Consider the following 16,592-nt stretch of genomic DNA (forward strand, 5'->3'; position numbering starts at 1 on the left):
TGACCCGATCAGGCAGGGGCGGTTGTCACTTCGTGTGGCACAATCAGGGAACGGGTGACCCCCGTACCCCCCTCAAGAGACGACCGTCAACGACGACGGCCCCCGGCGGCTACCGAAGCCAGGGCTCTCGTTCTCTTGACGGCGTCTACCGAAGGAACTCGTCCTTTCGACACTGGGGTCGCTGTGACCGTTACACCTGTTTCCTTGGAATCTCTCGACCTGGATCCCGCTTTCGCACTGCACCGCGGCGGCAAGCTGGAGGTCCGCTCCACCGTCCCGGTCCGCGACGCCGACGACCTGTCGCTCGCGTACACGCCGGGGGTCGCCCGCGTCTGCACCGCCATCGCCGACAACCCGGACCTGGTCAACGACTACACCTGGGTCTCCAACGTCGTGGCCGTGGTCTCCGACGGCACCGCCGTCCTGGGGCTCGGCGACATCGGGCCGGCCGCGGCCATGCCCGTGATGGAGGGCAAGGCCCTGCTGTTCAAGCAGTTCGCCGACGTCGACGCCGTGCCGATCTGCATCGACTGCACCGACGTGGACGCGATCGTCGAGACCGTGGTCAGGCTCGCGCCGTCGTTCGGCGGCATCAACCTGGAGGACATCAGCGCCCCCCGCTGCTTCGAGGTGGAGGAGCGCCTGCGCGCGCTTCTCGACATCCCCGTCTTCCACGACGACCAGCACGGCACCGCGATCGTGGTCCTCGCCGCGCTGCGCAACGCGGCCCGCCTCACCGGGCGATCCCTCGGCGACCTGCGCGCGGTGGTGGCCGGCGCCGGCGCCTCCGGGGTCGCGGTCTCGCGGATCCTGCTGAACGCCGGGATCGGCGACATCGCGGTCTCCGACTCGAAGGGCATCATCCACGCCGGCCGCGAGGACCTGAACCCGGTCAAGCGGGCGCTGGCCCGCGACACCAACAGGGCCGGCCTGTCCGGGTCGACCGAGCAGGCGCTCGTCGGCGCCAACGTGTTCGTCGGCCTGTCCGGGTCGACGGTCTCCGAGCAGGCCATCGCGGCGATGGCGGCGGACTCGATCGTGTTCGCGCTGTCCAACCCCAACCCGGAGGTGGACCCCGCGGTGGCGGGTCGGCACGCCCGGGTGGTCGCCACCGGCCGGTCCGACTACCCCAACCAGATCAACAACGTGCTGGCCTTCCCCGGGGTCTTCCGCGGCGCGCTCGACGTCCGCGCCACGACGATCACGGAGAACATGAAGGTGGCGGCCGCGGACGCGCTGGCGGCCGTGGTCGGGGACGACGTCGCCGAGAACTACGTCATCCCCTCGCCGTTCGACGCCCGGGTCGCCCCCGCGGTGATCGCCGCCGTCGCCCGGCAGGCCCGGGAGGACGGCGTCGCCCGCAAGTAGCCGCCCTCCGGCAGGCACGGACGTAGCAGGCACTGACGTAGTAGGCACGGACCCGGAAGGGCCGCGCACCGCGTGACGAGCGCGGTACGCGGCCCTTCGTCTTTCCTTGTCGGTCTCCTTGCCGGCGCCGTCAAACATTTGGGAATCCCTTTAGGTCCTCACGGTTAGTGCTATAAAGAAAGCTCTCCGTAACCAACTCGGCTATTGCCTGTCCCCGGTTGGAGAGCGATGCGACGTGACCCCAACCGCCTGCTCCAGCAGCACCTCACCGAAGCCGGACTGTCCCGCAAGGGCCTGGCCCGCCGGCTCAACGGTCTCGGCTCGGCCCGGGGGCTGCTGGGAATGCGGTACGACCACGGTTCCGTGCTGCGCTGGATCGGCGGCCGCCGCCCGCGCGAACCGGTTCCCGGCCTGCTCGCCGAGATCTTCTCGCTGCGGTTGGGGCGGCAGGTGTCCAGGGAGGACATCGGCATGCCGCGCGGAACGGTCCCTGCCGACCTGGGACAGGAGTTCCCCCATTCGTGGGAGGAGGGTGTGGCAAGCGTGACAGCACTGTGGAGGGCCGACGTCGAGCGGCGCAGGTTCCTGCTCGACTCTACCTTCGCCCTGGGAGCGGGTTCGGCGGGCATCGTCCGCTGGCTGGCGGCCCCCGACGGGGAGCGGCTCTCCGCGAACGGGCCGCGCCGGGTCGGGCCCTCCGACGTGGCCGCGATACGCGAGGTCACCCGGTCGTTCGGGGAGCTGGACAACCGGTTCGGCGGCGGCAGCATCCGCGGCCCGGTCGTGCGCTACCTGCACACCGCCGTGACGCCGCTGCTGCGCGAGGGCGCGTACGGCGAGGCCACCGGGCGCTCCCTGGCGACCGCGGCGGCCGAGCTGACCCGGCTGGCGGGATGGATGGCCTACGACCTGGAGCAGCACGGGCTGGCCCAGCGCTACCTGATCCAGGCGCTCGGCCTGGCGCGCGGCGCGGGCGACCACGCCCTGTGCGGCGAGATCCTGGCCGGCATGAGCCACCAGGCCGTCTACATCGGGCATCCCCGGCACGGTCTGGAGCTGGCCAGGGCGGCCGTCGCGGCGGCCCGGCGCTCGGGGGTCGGCACGTTGCTGGCCGAGGCCAGGGTGCTGGAGGCGCACGCCCTGGCCCTGCTCGGGGAGCGCACGGCGTGCGGCGGCGCGCTGCACGAGGCGGAGGTCGCCTTCGACCGGCGCAAGCCCCAGAACGAGCCCGGCTGGATCGGCTACTTCGACGAGGCCTACCTGGCCGCGAAGTCGGCCCACTGCCTGCGCGACCTCGGCGACGGGGCGCGGGCCGTACGGCAGGCCCGGCGCTCGCTGGTGATGGACGGGCGTTATGTGCGCGGCAAGATGTTCAACCTCTCGCTGCTCGCCACGGCGCTCATCCAGGAGGGCGAACTGGAGGAGGCGTGCCAGGCGGCGTCGTCGGCCCTCGATCTGGCCGAGAACATCCAGTCGGCGCGCACCCGGACGTACGTGGCGGACATGTGCCGCCGGTTCGCGCCGTACGCCGCGGAGCCGCGGGTGGCGGAGCTGTTGGAGCGCGGCCGGGGCGGCGCGGGGGACAGGGAAGGCGTGGGCAGGCAGAGCGCGAGCAGGGAGGCGGTCGGCGTCTGAGCGGACGCCGGGACGCCGACCGTCAGCCCGCGCGTCGGGCGGCGTTGTAGACCTGGAACAGTTCTCCGTCGAAGTAGGGCGACAGGCCGGTCCCCGGGCCGGAGAGGCCGATCGTCAGGCCGTTCAGGTATCCCAGACCGCGTACGCCGCGGTAGGCGGCCAGCCACGGCGACCCGGAGGCGGCGGTGAACGCCGAGCGGACGGCGACCAGTTCGTTCGCCCTCCTGGACAGGTCCTGGGCCAGGAAGGGCTTGCCGTACGCACGGGTGAGCCGGGTGCGCCCGTTCGCGGGGCCCTCGGCGGTCCCCATCGGGTAGCCGAAGATCGCGAGCGGGCGGTCGACCGGCAGGTTGTAGGCGAGGCCCTGTCCGCCGACCTTGTCGCCGAGACGCCCCGCGGAAAGCAGCCTGAGGCCGGTGTAGCCGGTGGCCGTGCGGTACTTCGGCCCGGCGGAGAACGCCGCGTACTGCGCCGCGTCCCGCAGCGTGACGCGCCTGGGCAGCACGCCGGTGTGGACGCTGACGAACGCGTAGTCGCGGTCCAGGTCGCCATACCTGGTGAAGTCGCTGTGGGCGAAGGCCCGGTCGCCGGCATAGACGCCCCAGGGCGTGCCGCCGCCGGCGTACCCCGGAATGAAGATCCAGTATCGGTAGGGCGTCGCGGTGGACTCTCCCGTTGCGGGCCTTGTCGCGTACACGCAGTGCCCGGCCGTCGCCACGAGATCGCGGTGGTCGGACTGCACGGACGTGCCCACGCACCAGTGGGGGCGGCCGTCCGAGCCGACGAAGAAGACCTTGCCCGTCGTCCTCGGCAGGTTGACGTTCTTCGACGAGCCGGCGGCCCGTCTGACTCCGGCCGACGCGGGCACCACGCCCCGTACGCCGCCGGGAGCGCCGCCCTCGGCCGTGACGGGAGTGGCGGCGATCCCGGCCGGCGCGGAAGCGGGTGTCGCCGCCGCGAGGGGGCGTCCGCCGTCCCTGAGCCAGTAGGCGATCACGGAGGCCACCTTCGCGCCGGAGACGAGGGGCGTCGTCACGGTGATCTCGTAGGCGTGAGCGGGCACCGCCGTCCCGCCGACGAGCAACGCGGCCGTCGCCGCCGCACCCCACAGCGGGGGGAGGAGGATGCGCTTCAACCGGATCTCCTTGCTGTGGAACGTCTCCCGCGCCCCACACGTGAATGGGCTGCCAGGAACATACAGCGATGGGGATCAAGTCGGGAAAACAACGCGGACGTCGCGTGGTTCTCCCCGGGACGCCGAAGTGCCCCGCCGCGGCGCGGCGGGGCACTTCCTGGGGGTGCTCAGGCCTGTGTGGTGAGACCCGGGGCCTCCTGGGCGAAGGTGATGACGATGTCCCGGCCGTTGGCGTAGCTGACCACCGGCCGCCGCAGCGTCTCACCCACCCTGCGGGCGACCGTCTGCCACAGATCCACCATTTCCGGGCTGTCGGCGGTGATCCTGAACCGCCCTCGCGTGAGAAGGTGTTCGGTGACGAGCTGCGAGAAGGTGATCTCGCTACGCGCCCTTTCCTCCGTGTTCAGGGGGGTGCGCCGGAGGGCGGGCTGCGTGCCGGAAGGGTGGGTCATCGCTCATCTCCTCGTGATCGCCGTCCACTCAGCATGCCACTCGCGGACCGGCGCCGAGGTGCCCGTCAGGCGATGGAGCCGGACCAGTTGTTGGCGGCGGCCTTGTAGACGCCGTAGGTCTCGCCGTCGAAGTACGGGGAGACGCTGGTGTCGATCCGCTGGTTGCCGTCGGTGTCGGAGACGCCGCTGGTCACGCCGTTGAGGTAGCCGAGCCGCTTGGCGCTGCTGTACCTCAGCAGCCACGACGAGCCCGAGGAGCCCTCACCGGTGAAGGACGACTTGACGCCCACGAGCTCCTCGCCCTTGACCGAGGGGGCCTTGGCGGCGAAGGTCTTGCCGTACGACCACTTGAGGGTCTGGCCGGTGAAGGCGTGGTTGCCGTCCGGGTGCGACCCGCTCGGGTAGCCGAACACGTAGACCGAGCTGCCGACCTTCTGGTTGTAGGCCAGGCCCTGCCCGCCGACGTTGCTCTCGAGCCGGCCGACGTCGGTGAACTTGACGACGTAGTACTTGCCGCCCGTGCTCCTGCGGATGAAGCGGTCGTAGCTGAGGTAGGTCTTCCTGTCGACCTGCTTCCAGTTCCACTCGGCGACGTTGCGCAGGTCGCCGCCGCGCCCCGCCTTGATGCCGTTGTAGACGGTCACGAAGGCGTAGTCGCGGTCGCCGTCCTCGTAGACGTCGAAGTCGTAGTGGGTGTAGGCCGTCTTGCCGACGTAGATGCCCCACGGCGCCTTGCCCTGGTAGTAGCCGGGGATGAAGACCCAGCGGTCCATGGTGGCCCGGTTCGACTTGGTGTCGTAGACGCAGTGCCCGGCCGTGGCGACCAGGTTGCCGTACTTCGACTGGACGGAGGTCGCGCTGCACCAGTGCGGCCGGTGGTCGGCCCCGCGGAAGAAGACCTTGCCGGTGGTGCGCGGCAGGTTCACGTTCTTCAGGGTGCCGCCGGACTTCCCGCCGCCGGTGGCCGGGACGGTGCCGGGCTTGCTGTCGGCGGACGGCCCGCCGGTCGAGATGTGCTTGGCGCTGACCTGGCTCTCGTACCCGTACGGGGTGGCGTTGACCAGGTTGCTGGCCTTCTGGTTGAGCCAGTAGGCGATGACGTTCTTCGCGGCGAGGCCGCTGCCGGCCAGCGTGTCGTGGGCCGTGTCACCGACGGCCTGAGCCGGGACCGCCATCGTGGTCCCGACGAGGGCGGCGACGGCCACGCCCCCGATGGGGAGGATCAGGCGCTTGACTCGCGTGTTCATGAATCTCCAGGTGCTGTCGTGGCACGCCACATGCGTCCCACCCGTCAGTAAAGGGCTAGTAAAGACAGTACCTCTCGCTTTTATCCGTGTTTTACGTGCTTTCAGGCCCGTCGCCCACGTGACTTTTCCGTGATCCTCAACAGCGCTTGTCAAGATCGAGGGCACACCGGAAGATCAGTGCAGGTCCCCTCGGACGCCTTCCGTGTCAAATCGAGCACCGGGCGCAGTCGGGGAGGGGATGGCGATGTGACGTAAATCACATTGGGGCCTCGCCGGGTGGAGAGCGGTCAGCCCGTGCGCTGCTTGCTCGCCTGGGTGTACACCCGCTGCGTCAACTGGTTGAAGTAGGGCGTGGAGACGGCGTCGAGACGCCCGCCGCCGCTGAGGTTCCAGGTCAGGCTGGTGATCCCGGTGAGGTAGCCGGTCCGCGTGGCGGCGTTGTAGCCGATCACCCACGGGCCGCCGCTCGCGCCGGCGGTGAACGGGCAGCCCGGCAGCCGCACCCCGTGTTCGAGCTGCCAGGTCGGCGCGCTGACGAACTTCTTCTCGGTGGTGCCCTCGCAGGACTTCACCGTCTGACCGGTGTACGGGCGGCTGCCGTCGGGGTTGGCCCCCGCGGGGTAGCCGAAGACGTAGGTCGGTCGTCCGAGCGGCTTGCCGGAGGCGAAGCGGAAGGCGCCGGCCTTGTCCTCCAGGCGGCCCACGTCGACGGAGCGGTACTTGAGCCTGCCGTTCTCCACGTACGGCTGCCAGGAGAAGCCGCGGTGCACGGTCACGAAGGCGTAGTCGCGGTCGAAGTCGCCCTGGCCGGCGAAGTCCTCCTGCATGTAGAGCGTGTGGCCGACGAAGATGCCGGAGGGGGCCACGCCGTCGTGGTAGCCGGGGATGAAGACCCAGTTCTCCACCGGCTTGTCCTGCGACAGCGCGTACGCGCAGTGCCCGGCGGTGGCGACGAGGTTGTGGTGGGAGGAGTGCACCGCGGAGGCGGAGCACCAGTACTCCTTGTCGCCGACCTTGAAGAACACCTTGCCCACCATCGGCGGGGAGGCCACAGGTGGAGGTGTCGCGGCGCGCGGCGCCCCCGTGCGCGTCTTCGTGTCCCCCGGGCCCACCTCCGCCGCGGAGGTCGTGCTCCTGGTCGAAGGCGACGGCTTCGTGCTCGGCACGTAGCTGCTCGCCTGCTTGAGCCGTTCCGGGCTCCAGTACTCCGCCACCCGCTGCTCGTCCGCCTGGCTGGGGGCGAGGGGGAAGGCGCTGACCCCGTTCTTGTCGACGCCGGTCACGGCGGAGGCCGTCGTCGTGGCCGGGCGGGACGCGACGGTCGCCGGAACGGCCGGTCCCTGACTCCCCAGCACGGCGACCACACTCGCGGCGGCGGCGACGCCACCGGCGGCGAGTGTCAGCTTCCTGGTCACCGTGAGCCTCTCAGGGCGGAGATATGGACTGTAAGGGGTGATTTTTCCAGATCCATACGGTTGTGGCACACCTTCTTGTCCAGCTCGTTATGAATCGAGCGGAACCGATGTGGTCTGTGGTACGTGATGTTTCCGCTGGGGTCCGGTGTGGACGCTTGCTCTGCGGGTCGCCCGTGAGAACGCTGGTCACCAGCGGAAACGGGGGGATCGCATGAAACCGCTGCTTGTCCTACTGGCCGGTGCGGCGCTGGCCGCCGGCCCCTCTGCCCAGGCGTGGGCCCAACCGGGTGCCTCCGGTGACGGCGGGACGAACGTCCCGGCACGGGCGGACACCTTGCCGGCTCCGCCGCCGCCCGAGGTCGCCCTGCGGGCGTCCCGGCCGCCCGCCTCCCAGGTGCGGGCGGTGATCCTGACCGTCGCGAACGGCGAGCAGGCGGAGCCGGCGGCGCGGTCGGTCTTCCTGAACTGCGCTCCGGTCGGCGGCTCGCACCCTTCGCCGGAGAAGGCGTGCGCGTGGCTGAACAGGACGGGCGTCGACCCGGGCGCTCTTCGGGTGAACGCGACCGAGCCCTGCACGATGATCTACGCACCTGTCACGGTCACCGCCAGCGGCATCTGGGACGGGAAGTACTTCCAGTTCCGGCGCACCTTCGGCAACGACTGTGAGAAGCGGTCGGCCGCTGGGGCGCTGTTCGACTTCTGACAGGGACAGTCGACCGCACGCGGCGTACAGGGAACGTAAAGGTGCGCCGAGTAGCTGTGACACCAGGGGGCCCGGCGGGACGTCCGCCGGGCCCCCTGCCTGACCGAATGGCCGTGCGGTCAGGTCCACGCCGCCACTTTCACTGTGTCCACCGGTTGGCGGCCACCTTGTAGACGTCGTAGGTCTCGCCGTTGAAGTACGGCGAGGAGATCCGGTCGTACCGGTCGTTGCCGTCGCTGTCCCACGCCACGCTGCTGATGCCGTTCAGGTAGCCCGTGCGGGTCGCGCTCTTGTAGCCCGTCAGCCAGGGGCCGCCGCTGGCGCCTGAGGTCATGCCGCAGGGGAACCCGAGGTGCTCCTGAATGTTGTACTTCGGCACGGCCGGCATCGGAGCCGTCCGGCCGTAGCACCACTTCATGGTCCGCCCCGTGAAGGGGCGGTCGCCGTCGGGGTGCGGCCCGGCGGGATAGCCGAACGCGAACACCTTGACCTTGGTGCTGCGGTTCCAGGTGAAGCCCTGGCCGCCCACGTTGTCGCCCAGACGACCGGCTGGGGTGCGTACGTAGTGGGTGACGTCCCCGTCCTTCTTTGGTGTGAGCGTGAAGCCCGACGACACGTTCACGAACGCGTAGTCGTAGTCGTAGTCCTCCCTGACCACGAAATCGTCGTGCGTCTGGAACCACTTCGCCGGGTAGATGCCGTACGGCGCCTTTCCCTCCCAGGCCTGGTCCCCGTCCCAGTACGACGGGATGAACACCCAGTTGTCGTAGAACTGGTTGCTCACCGGGTCGTAGACGCAGTGCCCGGCCGTCGCGACGACGTTGCGGTAGTGGCCCTGTACGGAGGTGCCGGAGCAGTATTTCCAGCTCTTCGGGTCCAGGGGGTTCCTGCCCGGCAAGGTGAAGAACACGCGGCCGACGGTGCGGGGCAGGTTGACCTGCCTGCTGATCTTGCCGGAACCGCCGGCCCCGCTCGTGGCGGCGCTGGCCGGCGGGACCGTGCCCGCCTTGCCGTCCGGGGTGGCGTCGCCGGCCCTGCCGAAGCCCTTGACGGAGTTGCCGAGTTCCTCGGTGTAGTCCTTGGCCGCCCGCAACCGCTGCGGCGACCAGAAGGCGGCCGCCTCGGCGGGCGTCTGGGGCGCGGCCTTGGTGGTCACGTCGCCCGGGGCGGCCAGTGCCGCCGTTGTCGCCGCGATCGCCGCGGTTGTGCCGGTCGCGCCGGTCGCTGCCGAGGAGGTGGCGGGGGTGGCGCCGACCACGCCGGCCGCGAGGAGCGCGCCGGTGAGGGGAACGGCCAGACGCCGTGCTCGGGGGATCATGGAGCTCCTTTCCCTGGGACGGTGAGGGTGCGTCCCATTCCTCAGGAAAACGCTCCGAGATTAATGACCGGATCTTGCGAAATGCCGTGGATATAACCAGAACAATCGGCACTTTGCCCTATCTGTTATCCATAGCGGTTGGTTATGGATGTCGTAGCGCCAGGTCATGGCGCTGTGTCGATGGGGAGTCGCCTCGCGGCGTCATCGGGTTTACGGCCATTCTTGACGGGTCTTGTTTGATTTTCGGCGCTCCGTTCCCACTGATGTCCCTGAGTATCAAAGACGCCGGCGGCGAGCCGTGCGGGGTCGTCCGGAGTCGGCGCGACGGCCGGAGTAATGTTCTGGCATGTTCGCCGTCACCGCCACACAGACCGATCCGGACGACCCGATCAAGGGCCTGACGCTCGGGGAGCACCCCGAGCCCGCCGTACCGGAGGGATGGACGACCGTCACGGTCCGGGCCGCCGCGCTCAACCACCACGACCTGTGGACCCTCAAGGGCGTGGGGATCAGCCAGGACCGCCTGCCGATCGTGCTCGGCTGCGACGCGGCGGGGGTGGACGAGGACGGCAACGAGGTCATCGTCCACTCCGTCATCGGCACGCCGGTCGACGGCGACGAGACCCTCGACCCGGCGCGTTCGCTGCTGTCGGAGAAGTACGACGGGACGTTCGCGGAGAAGGTCGCCGTGCCCCGCCGCAACCTGGTGCCCAAGCCCGCGGCGATCTCCTTCGAGGAGGCCGCCTGCCTGCCCACGGCCTGGCTGACGGCCTATCGCATGCTCTTCGACAAGGCCGGGCTGGAGCCGGGCTCGACAATTCTGGTCCAGGGCGCCGGTGGCGGCGTGGCGACCGCGCTCATCGCGCTCGGCCGGGCCGGCGGCTTCCGGGTCTGGGCGACCAGCCGCTCCCAGGACAAGCGGGAACGGGCCCTCGCGCTCGGCGCCGACCGGGTCTTCGAGACGGGCGCGCGGCTGCCCGAGCGGGTGGACGCCGTCATGGAGACGGTCGGCGAGGCGACCTGGAAGCACTCGCTCAGCTCCCTGCGCCCGGGTGGCCGGATCGTCACCTGCGGGGCGACGAGCGGCATGGTCGCCCCGACGCAGCTCGCGCAGGTCTACTTCCTGCAGAAGTCGATCATCGGATCCACCATGGGGACGCGCGAGCAGCTCGCGCGGCTCGCGGTGTTCCTGGAGCAGACCGGTGTCCGGCCGGCGATCGACCGGGTGCTGCCGCTGGCCGAGGCGGAGGAGGGCTTCGCCGCCATGCACCGCGGCGAGGTCTTCGGCAAGGTGGTCTTCACGCTCTGACGGCCGCCCGCGCGGGCCGGGCGGCGCTCTCGTCGCGCCCTCCCGCTGCCGGTCACGCGTGAGCGCCGTGAGGCGGCACTGGAGCGCGGCGGAGTCCGGTTTCAGTGGCCGGTTCAGCGGCCGGTTCAGTGTCCGGTTTCGGGCGGCCCGGCTTCAGGAACGCAGCGCCCGGCGGATGCGCTCGGCGGCCTCGTCGAGGGCGGCCCGGCACTCGGCCAGGGCCCGCTCGTCGGGCACGCCCGCGGCGGAGGACCGGTGGACGTCGGCGACGAAGTCGGCCAGCATCCGGCTGAGCGCGACGTCGTGGCCGCCCTGCCGGCCGCCGCCGAACCCCCAGGACTCCTCCCAGATCCGGCGCCACTCGTGCTGCCAGCGCTCGCCCTCCTCCTGCCACTGGCGCTTGTGGCGGCGCCACTCCTCCTTCTGCCTGCGCCACTCCTCCCTGGCCTGGTCACGCTGCCGCCGCCACTCCTCCTTCTGCTCACGCCGGAGGTCGCGGTTGTCGTGGCCGATGTCCCTGGCCATCTGGGTGAGCTCCTCGCGCAGGGAGCGCACGGTCTGCCGTACGTCCTCCTTCACCTCGCGCGCGATGTCCTGGACCGAGGCGGTGATCTCCTGCTCCAGGTCGGCGAGCTCGTCCATCCGGTCGTTCAGCTCGGCCCGTCCCTTGTCGGTCAGCGTGAAGACCTTCTTGCCGTCCACGACCTCGTGGGTGACCAGGCCCTCGTCCTCCAGCCGGGCCAGCCGGGGATAGATCGTGCCGGGGGAGGGGGAGTAGACGCCGAGGAAACGGTCCTGCAGGAGCCGGATGACCTCGTAGCCGTGCCGCGGGCTCTCCTCCAGGAGCTTCAGCAGGTACAGCCGCAACCGGCCGTGCCCGAACACGGGACTCATGCCACCTCCTCGCCTTCGGCTCGGAGTGGCATTCGCCAGACGCTGTGTTCCCTGATTCGCTCTCTACGCTCGCTCATGCCACCTCTCGCCTTCGGCTCGGAGCTGGGTCGTGCCGGAGGTGCGCAATTCAGCAGCTCGCCAGACGCTGTGTTCCCTGATCCGCTCGCTACGCTCGCTCATGCTCTCTCCTCTTCTCGCCTGGCGGGGTGGCCGCTGAGCAGGGTGACGGCGCCGGACACCGTGGTCGCCGAGAGGGACGCCATGCCGCCGCCCAACCGGCCGCTGAGCGAACGGGCCCCCGTTGCCGAGGTGGCGTACAACTCGGGGAAGGTCGACTCGATCCTGCCTGAGGTCGAGCGGACGGACACGTCGGTGTCCACGTCGTGCGGTAGCCGTACGACGATCGCGCCCGACATGCTGTGCAGCGTGACGTGACCGGTGGGCGCCAGTTCGAGGTCGGCGGTGACGCGCCCGGACACCGTGTTCGCGCGCAGCCGCCGCGGCCGGCCCGCGGCCACCGTGAGGTCGCCGGAGACGCTGGAGAAGGACAGGTCGCCGGCCAGCCCCCGGCTCTCCACCGAGCCCGAGACCGTCTCGGCCTGCACCTCGCCGCTGACGCCGTCGAGGACGATCTCCCCCGACACGCTCTTCACGCCGGTGATCCCCTCCACGCCCGCCACGACGGCGGAGGCGGAGACGACCCCGGCCTGGACGGGACACGTCTTCGGCACGGTCAGCGTCAGTGTGGTCCTCCGGGATCCCGAGCGTAACCAGCCCAGGATCCCATCCCACGTCAGGTCCTTGTACGCGACCGTCAGGCGGCCGTCGTCGTCGTGGGTCACCACCAGCGGCGAGCCGTCCACCTCCGTCACTTCGAGGGTCGGCGGGCCGTCACTGGCCAGCACGGCCAGCCGACCGGCCACGACGCGCACGTTGAGCGCGGCGACCTCTTCGAACGTGAGCCGTCCGGGAGAGTCGATCGTCCATTGGGGCATCGCTCAGGCCCTTCCACGCGAAGTCCTGCGTCCGCGCGGGCGGCACCCGCGCGAACGAACTATCCACAAACAAGATATATCTCGTTTGTGCGAAGTCAAGATGTATCGCGTTTGTCCCGGAGTCCGACTCTCGCTCCGAACCGCTCTCGCCGGCCGTCCTCGCCGGCCGTCCTCGTCAGTCGTCCTCGTCGAGGCGGGCGAGCCAGGTGGCCAGCCGCTCGACGGGCACCTCGAACTCGGGGTTGAGGTCCACGAACTCGCGCAGCCGCTCCGCGAGCCAGCCCACGCTGACCTCCTCCTCGCCGCGGCGCTCGACGAGCTCCTCGATCCCCCTGTCGGTGAAGTACATACCTCGCTCCAGTGAATGACCTGATCATGGAGAAAGGTCCCCCACGAGCGTGGGGGACCTCCTCAGTGGTGCGGAATCCTCGTTCAGCCGAAGATCTCGTCCAGGATCGCGTGCAGTTCCTCGTCGTGCTTGGCGTGGGAGCCGACGGCCGGCGAGGAGTTCGGCGTACGCGAGACCCGGCGGAAGGTGCGGCCCCCGAGCAGGTCGGGCTTCTCCACCATCTTCAGGCTGAGGTAGGGCCACGGGCCCATGTTGACGGGCTCGTCCTGCGCCCAGAGCAGCTCCGCGTCCGCACCGTAGCGGGCCAGCTCGGCCTTGAGCGGGTTCTCCGGGAACGGGTAGATGCGCTCCAGGCGCACCAGCGCCACGTCGTTCCTGCCGCTCTTCTCGCGCCGCGCGAGCAGGTCGTAGTAGATCCTGCCGGAGCAGACCACGATCTTGCGGACCGCCGACGGGTCCACCGTCGCGTCGCCGATGACCGGGCGGAAGGCGCCGGAGGTGAACTCCGAGGTGGCCGAGGCCGCCGCCTTGAGCCGCAGCAGCGACTTGGGCGTGAAGATAACGAGGGGCTTGCGCCGCTCCGACAGCACCTGCCAGCGCAGCAGGTGGAAGTAGTTCGCCGGGGTGCTCGGCTGCGCCACCGTCATGTTGTCCTGCGCGCACAGCTGCAGATAGCGCTCGATCCGGCCGGAGGAGTGGTCGGGTCCCTGGCCCTCGTAGCCGTGCGGCAGCAGCAGCACGACCGAGGAGCGCTGACCCCACTTCTGCTCGCCCGACGAGATGAACTCGTCGATGATCGACTGGGCGCCGTTGGCGAAGTCGCCGAACTGCGCCTCCCAGGCGACCAGGGCGTCCGGGCGGACCACGCTGTAGCCGTACTCGAAGCCCATCGCGGCGAACTCGCTGAGCAGCGAGTCGTACACGTAGAACTTCGTGGTGCCGTGGTTGAACGTCTTCAGCGGGGTGTGCTCCTCGCCGGTGACCCGGTCGACCAGCACGGCGTGACGCTGGCCGAAGGTGCCGCGGCGGGAGTCCTGACCGACCAGGCGGACCGGGTGGTCGTCGATGAGCAGCGAGCCGAACGCGAGCAGCTCGCCGGTCGCCCAGTCGATCGCGTCCTCGGAGACCATCGCGCCGCGGCGCTGGATCACCGGAGCGAGACGCGGGTGGACGGTGAAGCCCTCGGGCAGGTTGAGCTGGGTCTCGATGACCCGCTTGACGACCTCCTCCGAGATCGCCGTCTTGGTGTCCTCGTGCGACCACGGAATCAGCTCGTCGGGCTCGGGAACCCGGACCGCGCCGGGCGCCGGCGGCCGCTTGGCGGCCTCGCGGGTCTCGGTGAAGGCCCGCTCAAGCTGCTCCTGGTAGTCGCGCAGCGCCTGCTCGGCCTCCTCGACCGTGATGTCCCCGCGGCCGATGAGGGCCTCGGTGTACAGCTTGCGGGTCGAGCGCTTGGCGTCGATGAGGTCGTACATCAGCGGCTGCGTGAACGCCGGGTTGTCGCCCTCGTTGTGACCGCGCCGCCGGTAGCAGACCATGTCGATGACGACGTCCTTGCGGAACGTCTGGCGGTACTCGTAGGCGAGCCGGCCGACCCGCACGACCGCCTCGGGGTCGTCGCCGTTCACGTGGAAGATCGGCGCCTGGATCATGCGCGCGACGTCGGTGGCGTACACGCTCGACCGCGAGGAGGCGGGGGAGGTGGTGAAGCCGACCTGGTTGTTCACCACGATGTGGACGGTGCCGCCGGTGCGGTAGCCGCGCAGCTGGGACAGGTGCAGGGTCTCGGCGACCACGCCCTGGCCGGCGAACGCCGCGTCGCCGTGGACGAGCACGGGCAGGACGGTGAAGCCTTCCTCGCCGCGCTCCAGCAGGTCCTGCTTGGCCCGGACCACGCCCTCCAGGACGGGGTCGACGGCCTCCAGGTGCGAGGGGTTCGCCACCACCGACGTGCTGATCTTGTTGCCGTCGGACGCCACGAAGTCGCCGCTCGCACCGAGGTGGTACTTCACGTCGCCGGAGCCGTGCGCGCTGCGGGGGTCGATGTTGCCCTCGAACTCGCCGAAGATCTGGGCGTACGACTTGCCCACGATGTTGGCGAGCACGTTGAGCCGGCCGCGGTGGGCCATGCCGATGACGACCTCGTCGAGGCGCTCTGCCGCCGCGGAGCTGATCACCGAGTCGAGCAGCGGGATCAGCGACTCGCCGCCCTCGAGCGAGAACCGCTTCTGGCCGACGTACTTGGTCTGCAGGAAGGTCTCGAACGCCTCGGCGGTGTTGAGCCTGCGGAGGATGTTCAGCTGCTCCTCGCGGCTGGGCTTGGAGTGCGGCCGCTCCACCCGCGCCTGGATCCAGGCCCGCTCCTCGGGGTTCTGGATGTGCATGTACTCGATGCCGATCGTGCGGCAGTACGAGTCGCGCAGCACGCCGAGGATGTCGCGCAGCTTCATCAGCGGCTTGCCGCCGAAGCCGCCCGTCGGGAACTCGCGCTCCAGGTCCCACAGCGTCAGGCCGTGCGACTGGATGTCGAGGTCCGGGTGCTTGCGCTGGCGGTACTCCAGCGGGTCGGTGTCGGCCATGAGGTGGCCGCGGACCCGGTAGGCGTGGATGAGCTCCAGCACGCGCGCGGACTTGGCCACGTCGTCGTCGTGGGTTGCCGAGATGTCCTTGACCCAGCGGACCGGCTCGTAGGGGATGCGCAGCGACTCGAAGATCTCGTCGTAGAAGTCGTCGGCGCCGAGCAGGAGCTGGTGGATGCGGCGCAGGAAGTCGCCCGACTGGGCGCCCTGGATGATCCGGTGGTCATAGGTGGAGGTGAGCGTCATCACCTTGCTGATGGCCAGGCGGGACAGCGTCTCCTCCGAGGCGCCCTGGTATTCCGCCGGGTACTCCATCGCGCCGACGCCGATGATCGTGCCCTGGCCGGGCATGAGGCGCGGCACCGAGTGGACCGTGCCGATCGTGCCGGGGTTCGTCAGGGAGATCGTGGTGCCCTGGAAGTCCTCCACACCGAGCTTGCCCGCGCGGGCCTTGCGCACGATCTCCTCGTACGCCACCCAGAACTGGCGGAAGTCCATGCTCTCGGCCTGCTTGATCGAGGGCACCAGCAGCTGGCGGGTGCCGTCGCTCTTCTGCACGTCGATCGCGAGGCCGAGCCCGACGTGCTCCGGCTTGACGAGGACCGGCTTGCCGTCCACCTCGCCGTACGAGTAGTTCATCTCAGGCATGGACTTGAGCGCCTGGACGATCGCGTAGCCGATGACGTGGGTGAAGGAGATCTTGCCGCCGCGGCCGCGGGACAGGTGGTTGTTGATGACGATGCGGTTGTCGATCAGCAACTTCGCGGGGACCGCGCGGACGCTCGTGGCCGTGGGAACGACCAGCGAGGCCTCCATGTTGGCGGCCGTGCGGGCGGCGGCGCCGCGCAGCTTCTCCTCGACCGCTCCGGCCGGGGCCGGAGCCTGCTGCTTGGCGGGCGCCTTGGCCTCCGGCTTCGCCTGCGGCGTGGGCTTCGGGGGCGCCGTCTGCGGGGCCGGGCTCACCGGAGCGGGAGCCTCGGGCGCGGCCGTCGCGGTCGCGCCGTTCGCGGCGCCTGCGGACTTGGACGGAGCGGGCTTGGCCGTCCCGTTGTAGTCAGCGAAGAAGTGCCACCAGGCCTGGTCAACAGACTCGGGATCTTCGAGATACTTCTGGTACAACTCGTCGACAAGCCACTCATTTTGTCCAAAGCTTGCCAGCGGGTTTGTCCGCGACGACTCAGACGACACGGCGG

The 16,592-nt window shown here is 70.0% G+C and carries 13 protein-coding genes; 4 read left to right on the top strand and 9 right to left on the bottom strand.

Going from position 1 to position 16,592, the window contains the following annotated elements; translation table 11 throughout:
- The first annotated feature begins 204 nt into the window (after positions 1-204).
- Both B1L11_RS22405 and B1L11_RS22410 read left to right on the top strand, forming a co-directional pair.
- Positions 205-1,368: an NADP-dependent malic enzyme gene (locus tag B1L11_RS22405; RefSeq protein ID WP_256862790.1), complete on the top strand. Its 1,164-nt coding sequence runs from the start codon at positions 205-207 to the stop codon at positions 1,366-1,368.
- Positions 1,369-1,596: 228 nt separating this feature from the next.
- Complete coding sequence (locus B1L11_RS22410) at positions 1,597-3,003, top strand: hypothetical protein (RefSeq protein WP_079316291.1); 1,407 nt, start codon at positions 1,597-1,599, stop codon at positions 3,001-3,003.
- A 22-nt stretch (positions 3,004-3,025) separates the two neighbouring features.
- On the opposite strand, the gene B1L11_RS22415 is transcribed toward B1L11_RS22410, so the two are convergent.
- The 4 genes from B1L11_RS22415 to B1L11_RS22430 form a co-directional block, all read right to left on the bottom strand.
- Positions 3,026-4,138, bottom strand: coding sequence for a serine protease (locus B1L11_RS22415; protein ID WP_079316292.1), 1,113 nt, complete (start codon positions 4,136-4,138; stop codon positions 3,026-3,028).
- A 167-nt stretch (positions 4,139-4,305) separates the two neighbouring features.
- Positions 4,306-4,590 (bottom strand): hypothetical protein, encoded by a 285-nt coding sequence (locus B1L11_RS22420; RefSeq protein ID WP_079316293.1) that lies wholly within the window; start codon positions 4,588-4,590, stop codon positions 4,306-4,308.
- A 65-nt stretch (positions 4,591-4,655) separates the two neighbouring features.
- Positions 4,656-5,837 carry a serine protease gene (locus B1L11_RS22425; RefSeq protein WP_079316294.1) on the bottom strand — a complete coding sequence of 394 codons (1,182 nt, stop codon included), beginning with the start codon at positions 5,835-5,837 and terminating at the stop codon, positions 4,656-4,658.
- 287 nt (positions 5,838-6,124) lie between these two features.
- Positions 6,125-7,252 carry a serine protease gene (locus B1L11_RS22430; RefSeq protein ID WP_079316295.1) on the bottom strand — a complete coding sequence of 376 codons (1,128 nt, stop codon included), beginning with the start codon at positions 7,250-7,252 and terminating at the stop codon, positions 6,125-6,127.
- A gap of 211 nt (positions 7,253-7,463) precedes the next feature.
- On the opposite strand from B1L11_RS22430, the gene B1L11_RS22435 reads away from it, so the two are divergent.
- Entirely contained in the window at positions 7,464-7,955 is a 492-nt protein-coding gene (locus B1L11_RS22435) for an SSI family serine proteinase inhibitor (protein WP_079316296.1), read from the top strand.
- 139 nt (positions 7,956-8,094) lie between these two features.
- On the opposite strand, the gene B1L11_RS22440 is transcribed toward B1L11_RS22435, so the two are convergent.
- Positions 8,095-9,273: a serine protease gene (locus tag B1L11_RS22440; protein WP_079316297.1), complete on the bottom strand. Its 1,179-nt coding sequence runs from the start codon at positions 9,271-9,273 to the stop codon at positions 8,095-8,097.
- 346 nt (positions 9,274-9,619) lie between these two features.
- Here B1L11_RS22440 and B1L11_RS22445 point away from each other — a divergent pair, with 346 nt between their 5' ends.
- On the top strand, positions 9,620-10,582 hold the full coding sequence (locus B1L11_RS22445; RefSeq protein ID WP_079316298.1) for a zinc-binding dehydrogenase: 963 nt from the start codon (positions 9,620-9,622) through the stop codon (positions 10,580-10,582).
- Between the two features lie 153 nt (positions 10,583-10,735).
- On the opposite strand, the gene B1L11_RS22450 is transcribed toward B1L11_RS22445, so the two are convergent.
- The 4 genes from B1L11_RS22450 to B1L11_RS22460 all read right to left on the bottom strand — a co-directional run bounded on the left by B1L11_RS22450 (position 10,736) and on the right by B1L11_RS22460 (position 16,587).
- Positions 10,736-11,476 carry a helix-turn-helix transcriptional regulator gene (locus tag B1L11_RS22450; protein ID WP_079316299.1) on the bottom strand — a complete coding sequence of 247 codons (741 nt, stop codon included), beginning with the start codon at positions 11,474-11,476 and terminating at the stop codon, positions 10,736-10,738.
- 176 nt (positions 11,477-11,652) lie between these two features.
- Positions 11,653-12,471 carry a DUF4097 family beta strand repeat-containing protein gene (locus B1L11_RS22455; protein WP_079316300.1) on the bottom strand — a complete coding sequence of 273 codons (819 nt, stop codon included), beginning with the start codon at positions 12,469-12,471 and terminating at the stop codon, positions 11,653-11,655.
- 175 nt (positions 12,472-12,646) lie between these two features.
- Positions 12,647-12,820 (bottom strand): DUF6104 family protein, encoded by a 174-nt coding sequence (locus B1L11_RS47025; protein WP_167530605.1) that lies wholly within the window; start codon positions 12,818-12,820, stop codon positions 12,647-12,649.
- A gap of 83 nt (positions 12,821-12,903) precedes the next feature.
- Entirely contained in the window at positions 12,904-16,587 is a 3,684-nt protein-coding gene (locus B1L11_RS22460; RefSeq protein WP_079316301.1) for a multifunctional oxoglutarate decarboxylase/oxoglutarate dehydrogenase thiamine pyrophosphate-binding subunit/dihydrolipoyllysine-residue succinyltransferase subunit, read from the bottom strand.
- Positions 16,588-16,592: the final 5 nt, after the last annotated feature.

Source organism: Microbispora sp. GKU 823, from assembly GCF_002027145.1.
Taxonomy (GTDB): Bacteria; Actinomycetota; Actinomycetes; order Streptosporangiales; family Streptosporangiaceae; genus Microbispora; species Microbispora siamensis.

Bases quoted from the DNA above. Each gene is read 5' to 3' on its own strand.
- B1L11_RS22435 (WP_079316296.1), top strand. From the start codon at position 7,464: ATGAAACCGCTGCTTGTCCTACTGGCCGGTGCGGCGCTGGCCGCCGGC.
- B1L11_RS22410 (WP_079316291.1), top strand. From the start codon at position 1,597: ATGCGACGTGACCCCAACCGCCTGCTCCAGCAGCACCTCACCGAAGCC.
- B1L11_RS22420 (WP_079316293.1), bottom strand. From the start codon at position 4,590: ATGACCCACCCTTCCGGCACGCAGCCCGCCCTCCGGCGCACCCCCCTG.
- B1L11_RS22450 (WP_079316299.1), bottom strand. From the start codon at position 11,476: ATGAGTCCCGTGTTCGGGCACGGCCGGTTGCGGCTGTACCTGCTGAAG.
- B1L11_RS22440 (WP_079316297.1), bottom strand. From the start codon at position 9,273: ATGATCCCCCGAGCACGGCGTCTGGCCGTTCCCCTCACCGGCGCGCTC.
- B1L11_RS22445 (WP_079316298.1), top strand. From the start codon at position 9,620: ATGTTCGCCGTCACCGCCACACAGACCGATCCGGACGACCCGATCAAG.
- B1L11_RS22455 (WP_079316300.1), bottom strand. From the start codon at position 12,471: ATGCCCCAATGGACGATCGACTCTCCCGGACGGCTCACGTTCGAAGAG.
- B1L11_RS47025 (WP_167530605.1), bottom strand. From the start codon at position 12,820: ATGTACTTCACCGACAGGGGGATCGAGGAGCTCGTCGAGCGCCGCGGC.
- B1L11_RS22425 (WP_079316294.1), bottom strand. From the start codon at position 5,837: ATGAACACGCGAGTCAAGCGCCTGATCCTCCCCATCGGGGGCGTGGCC.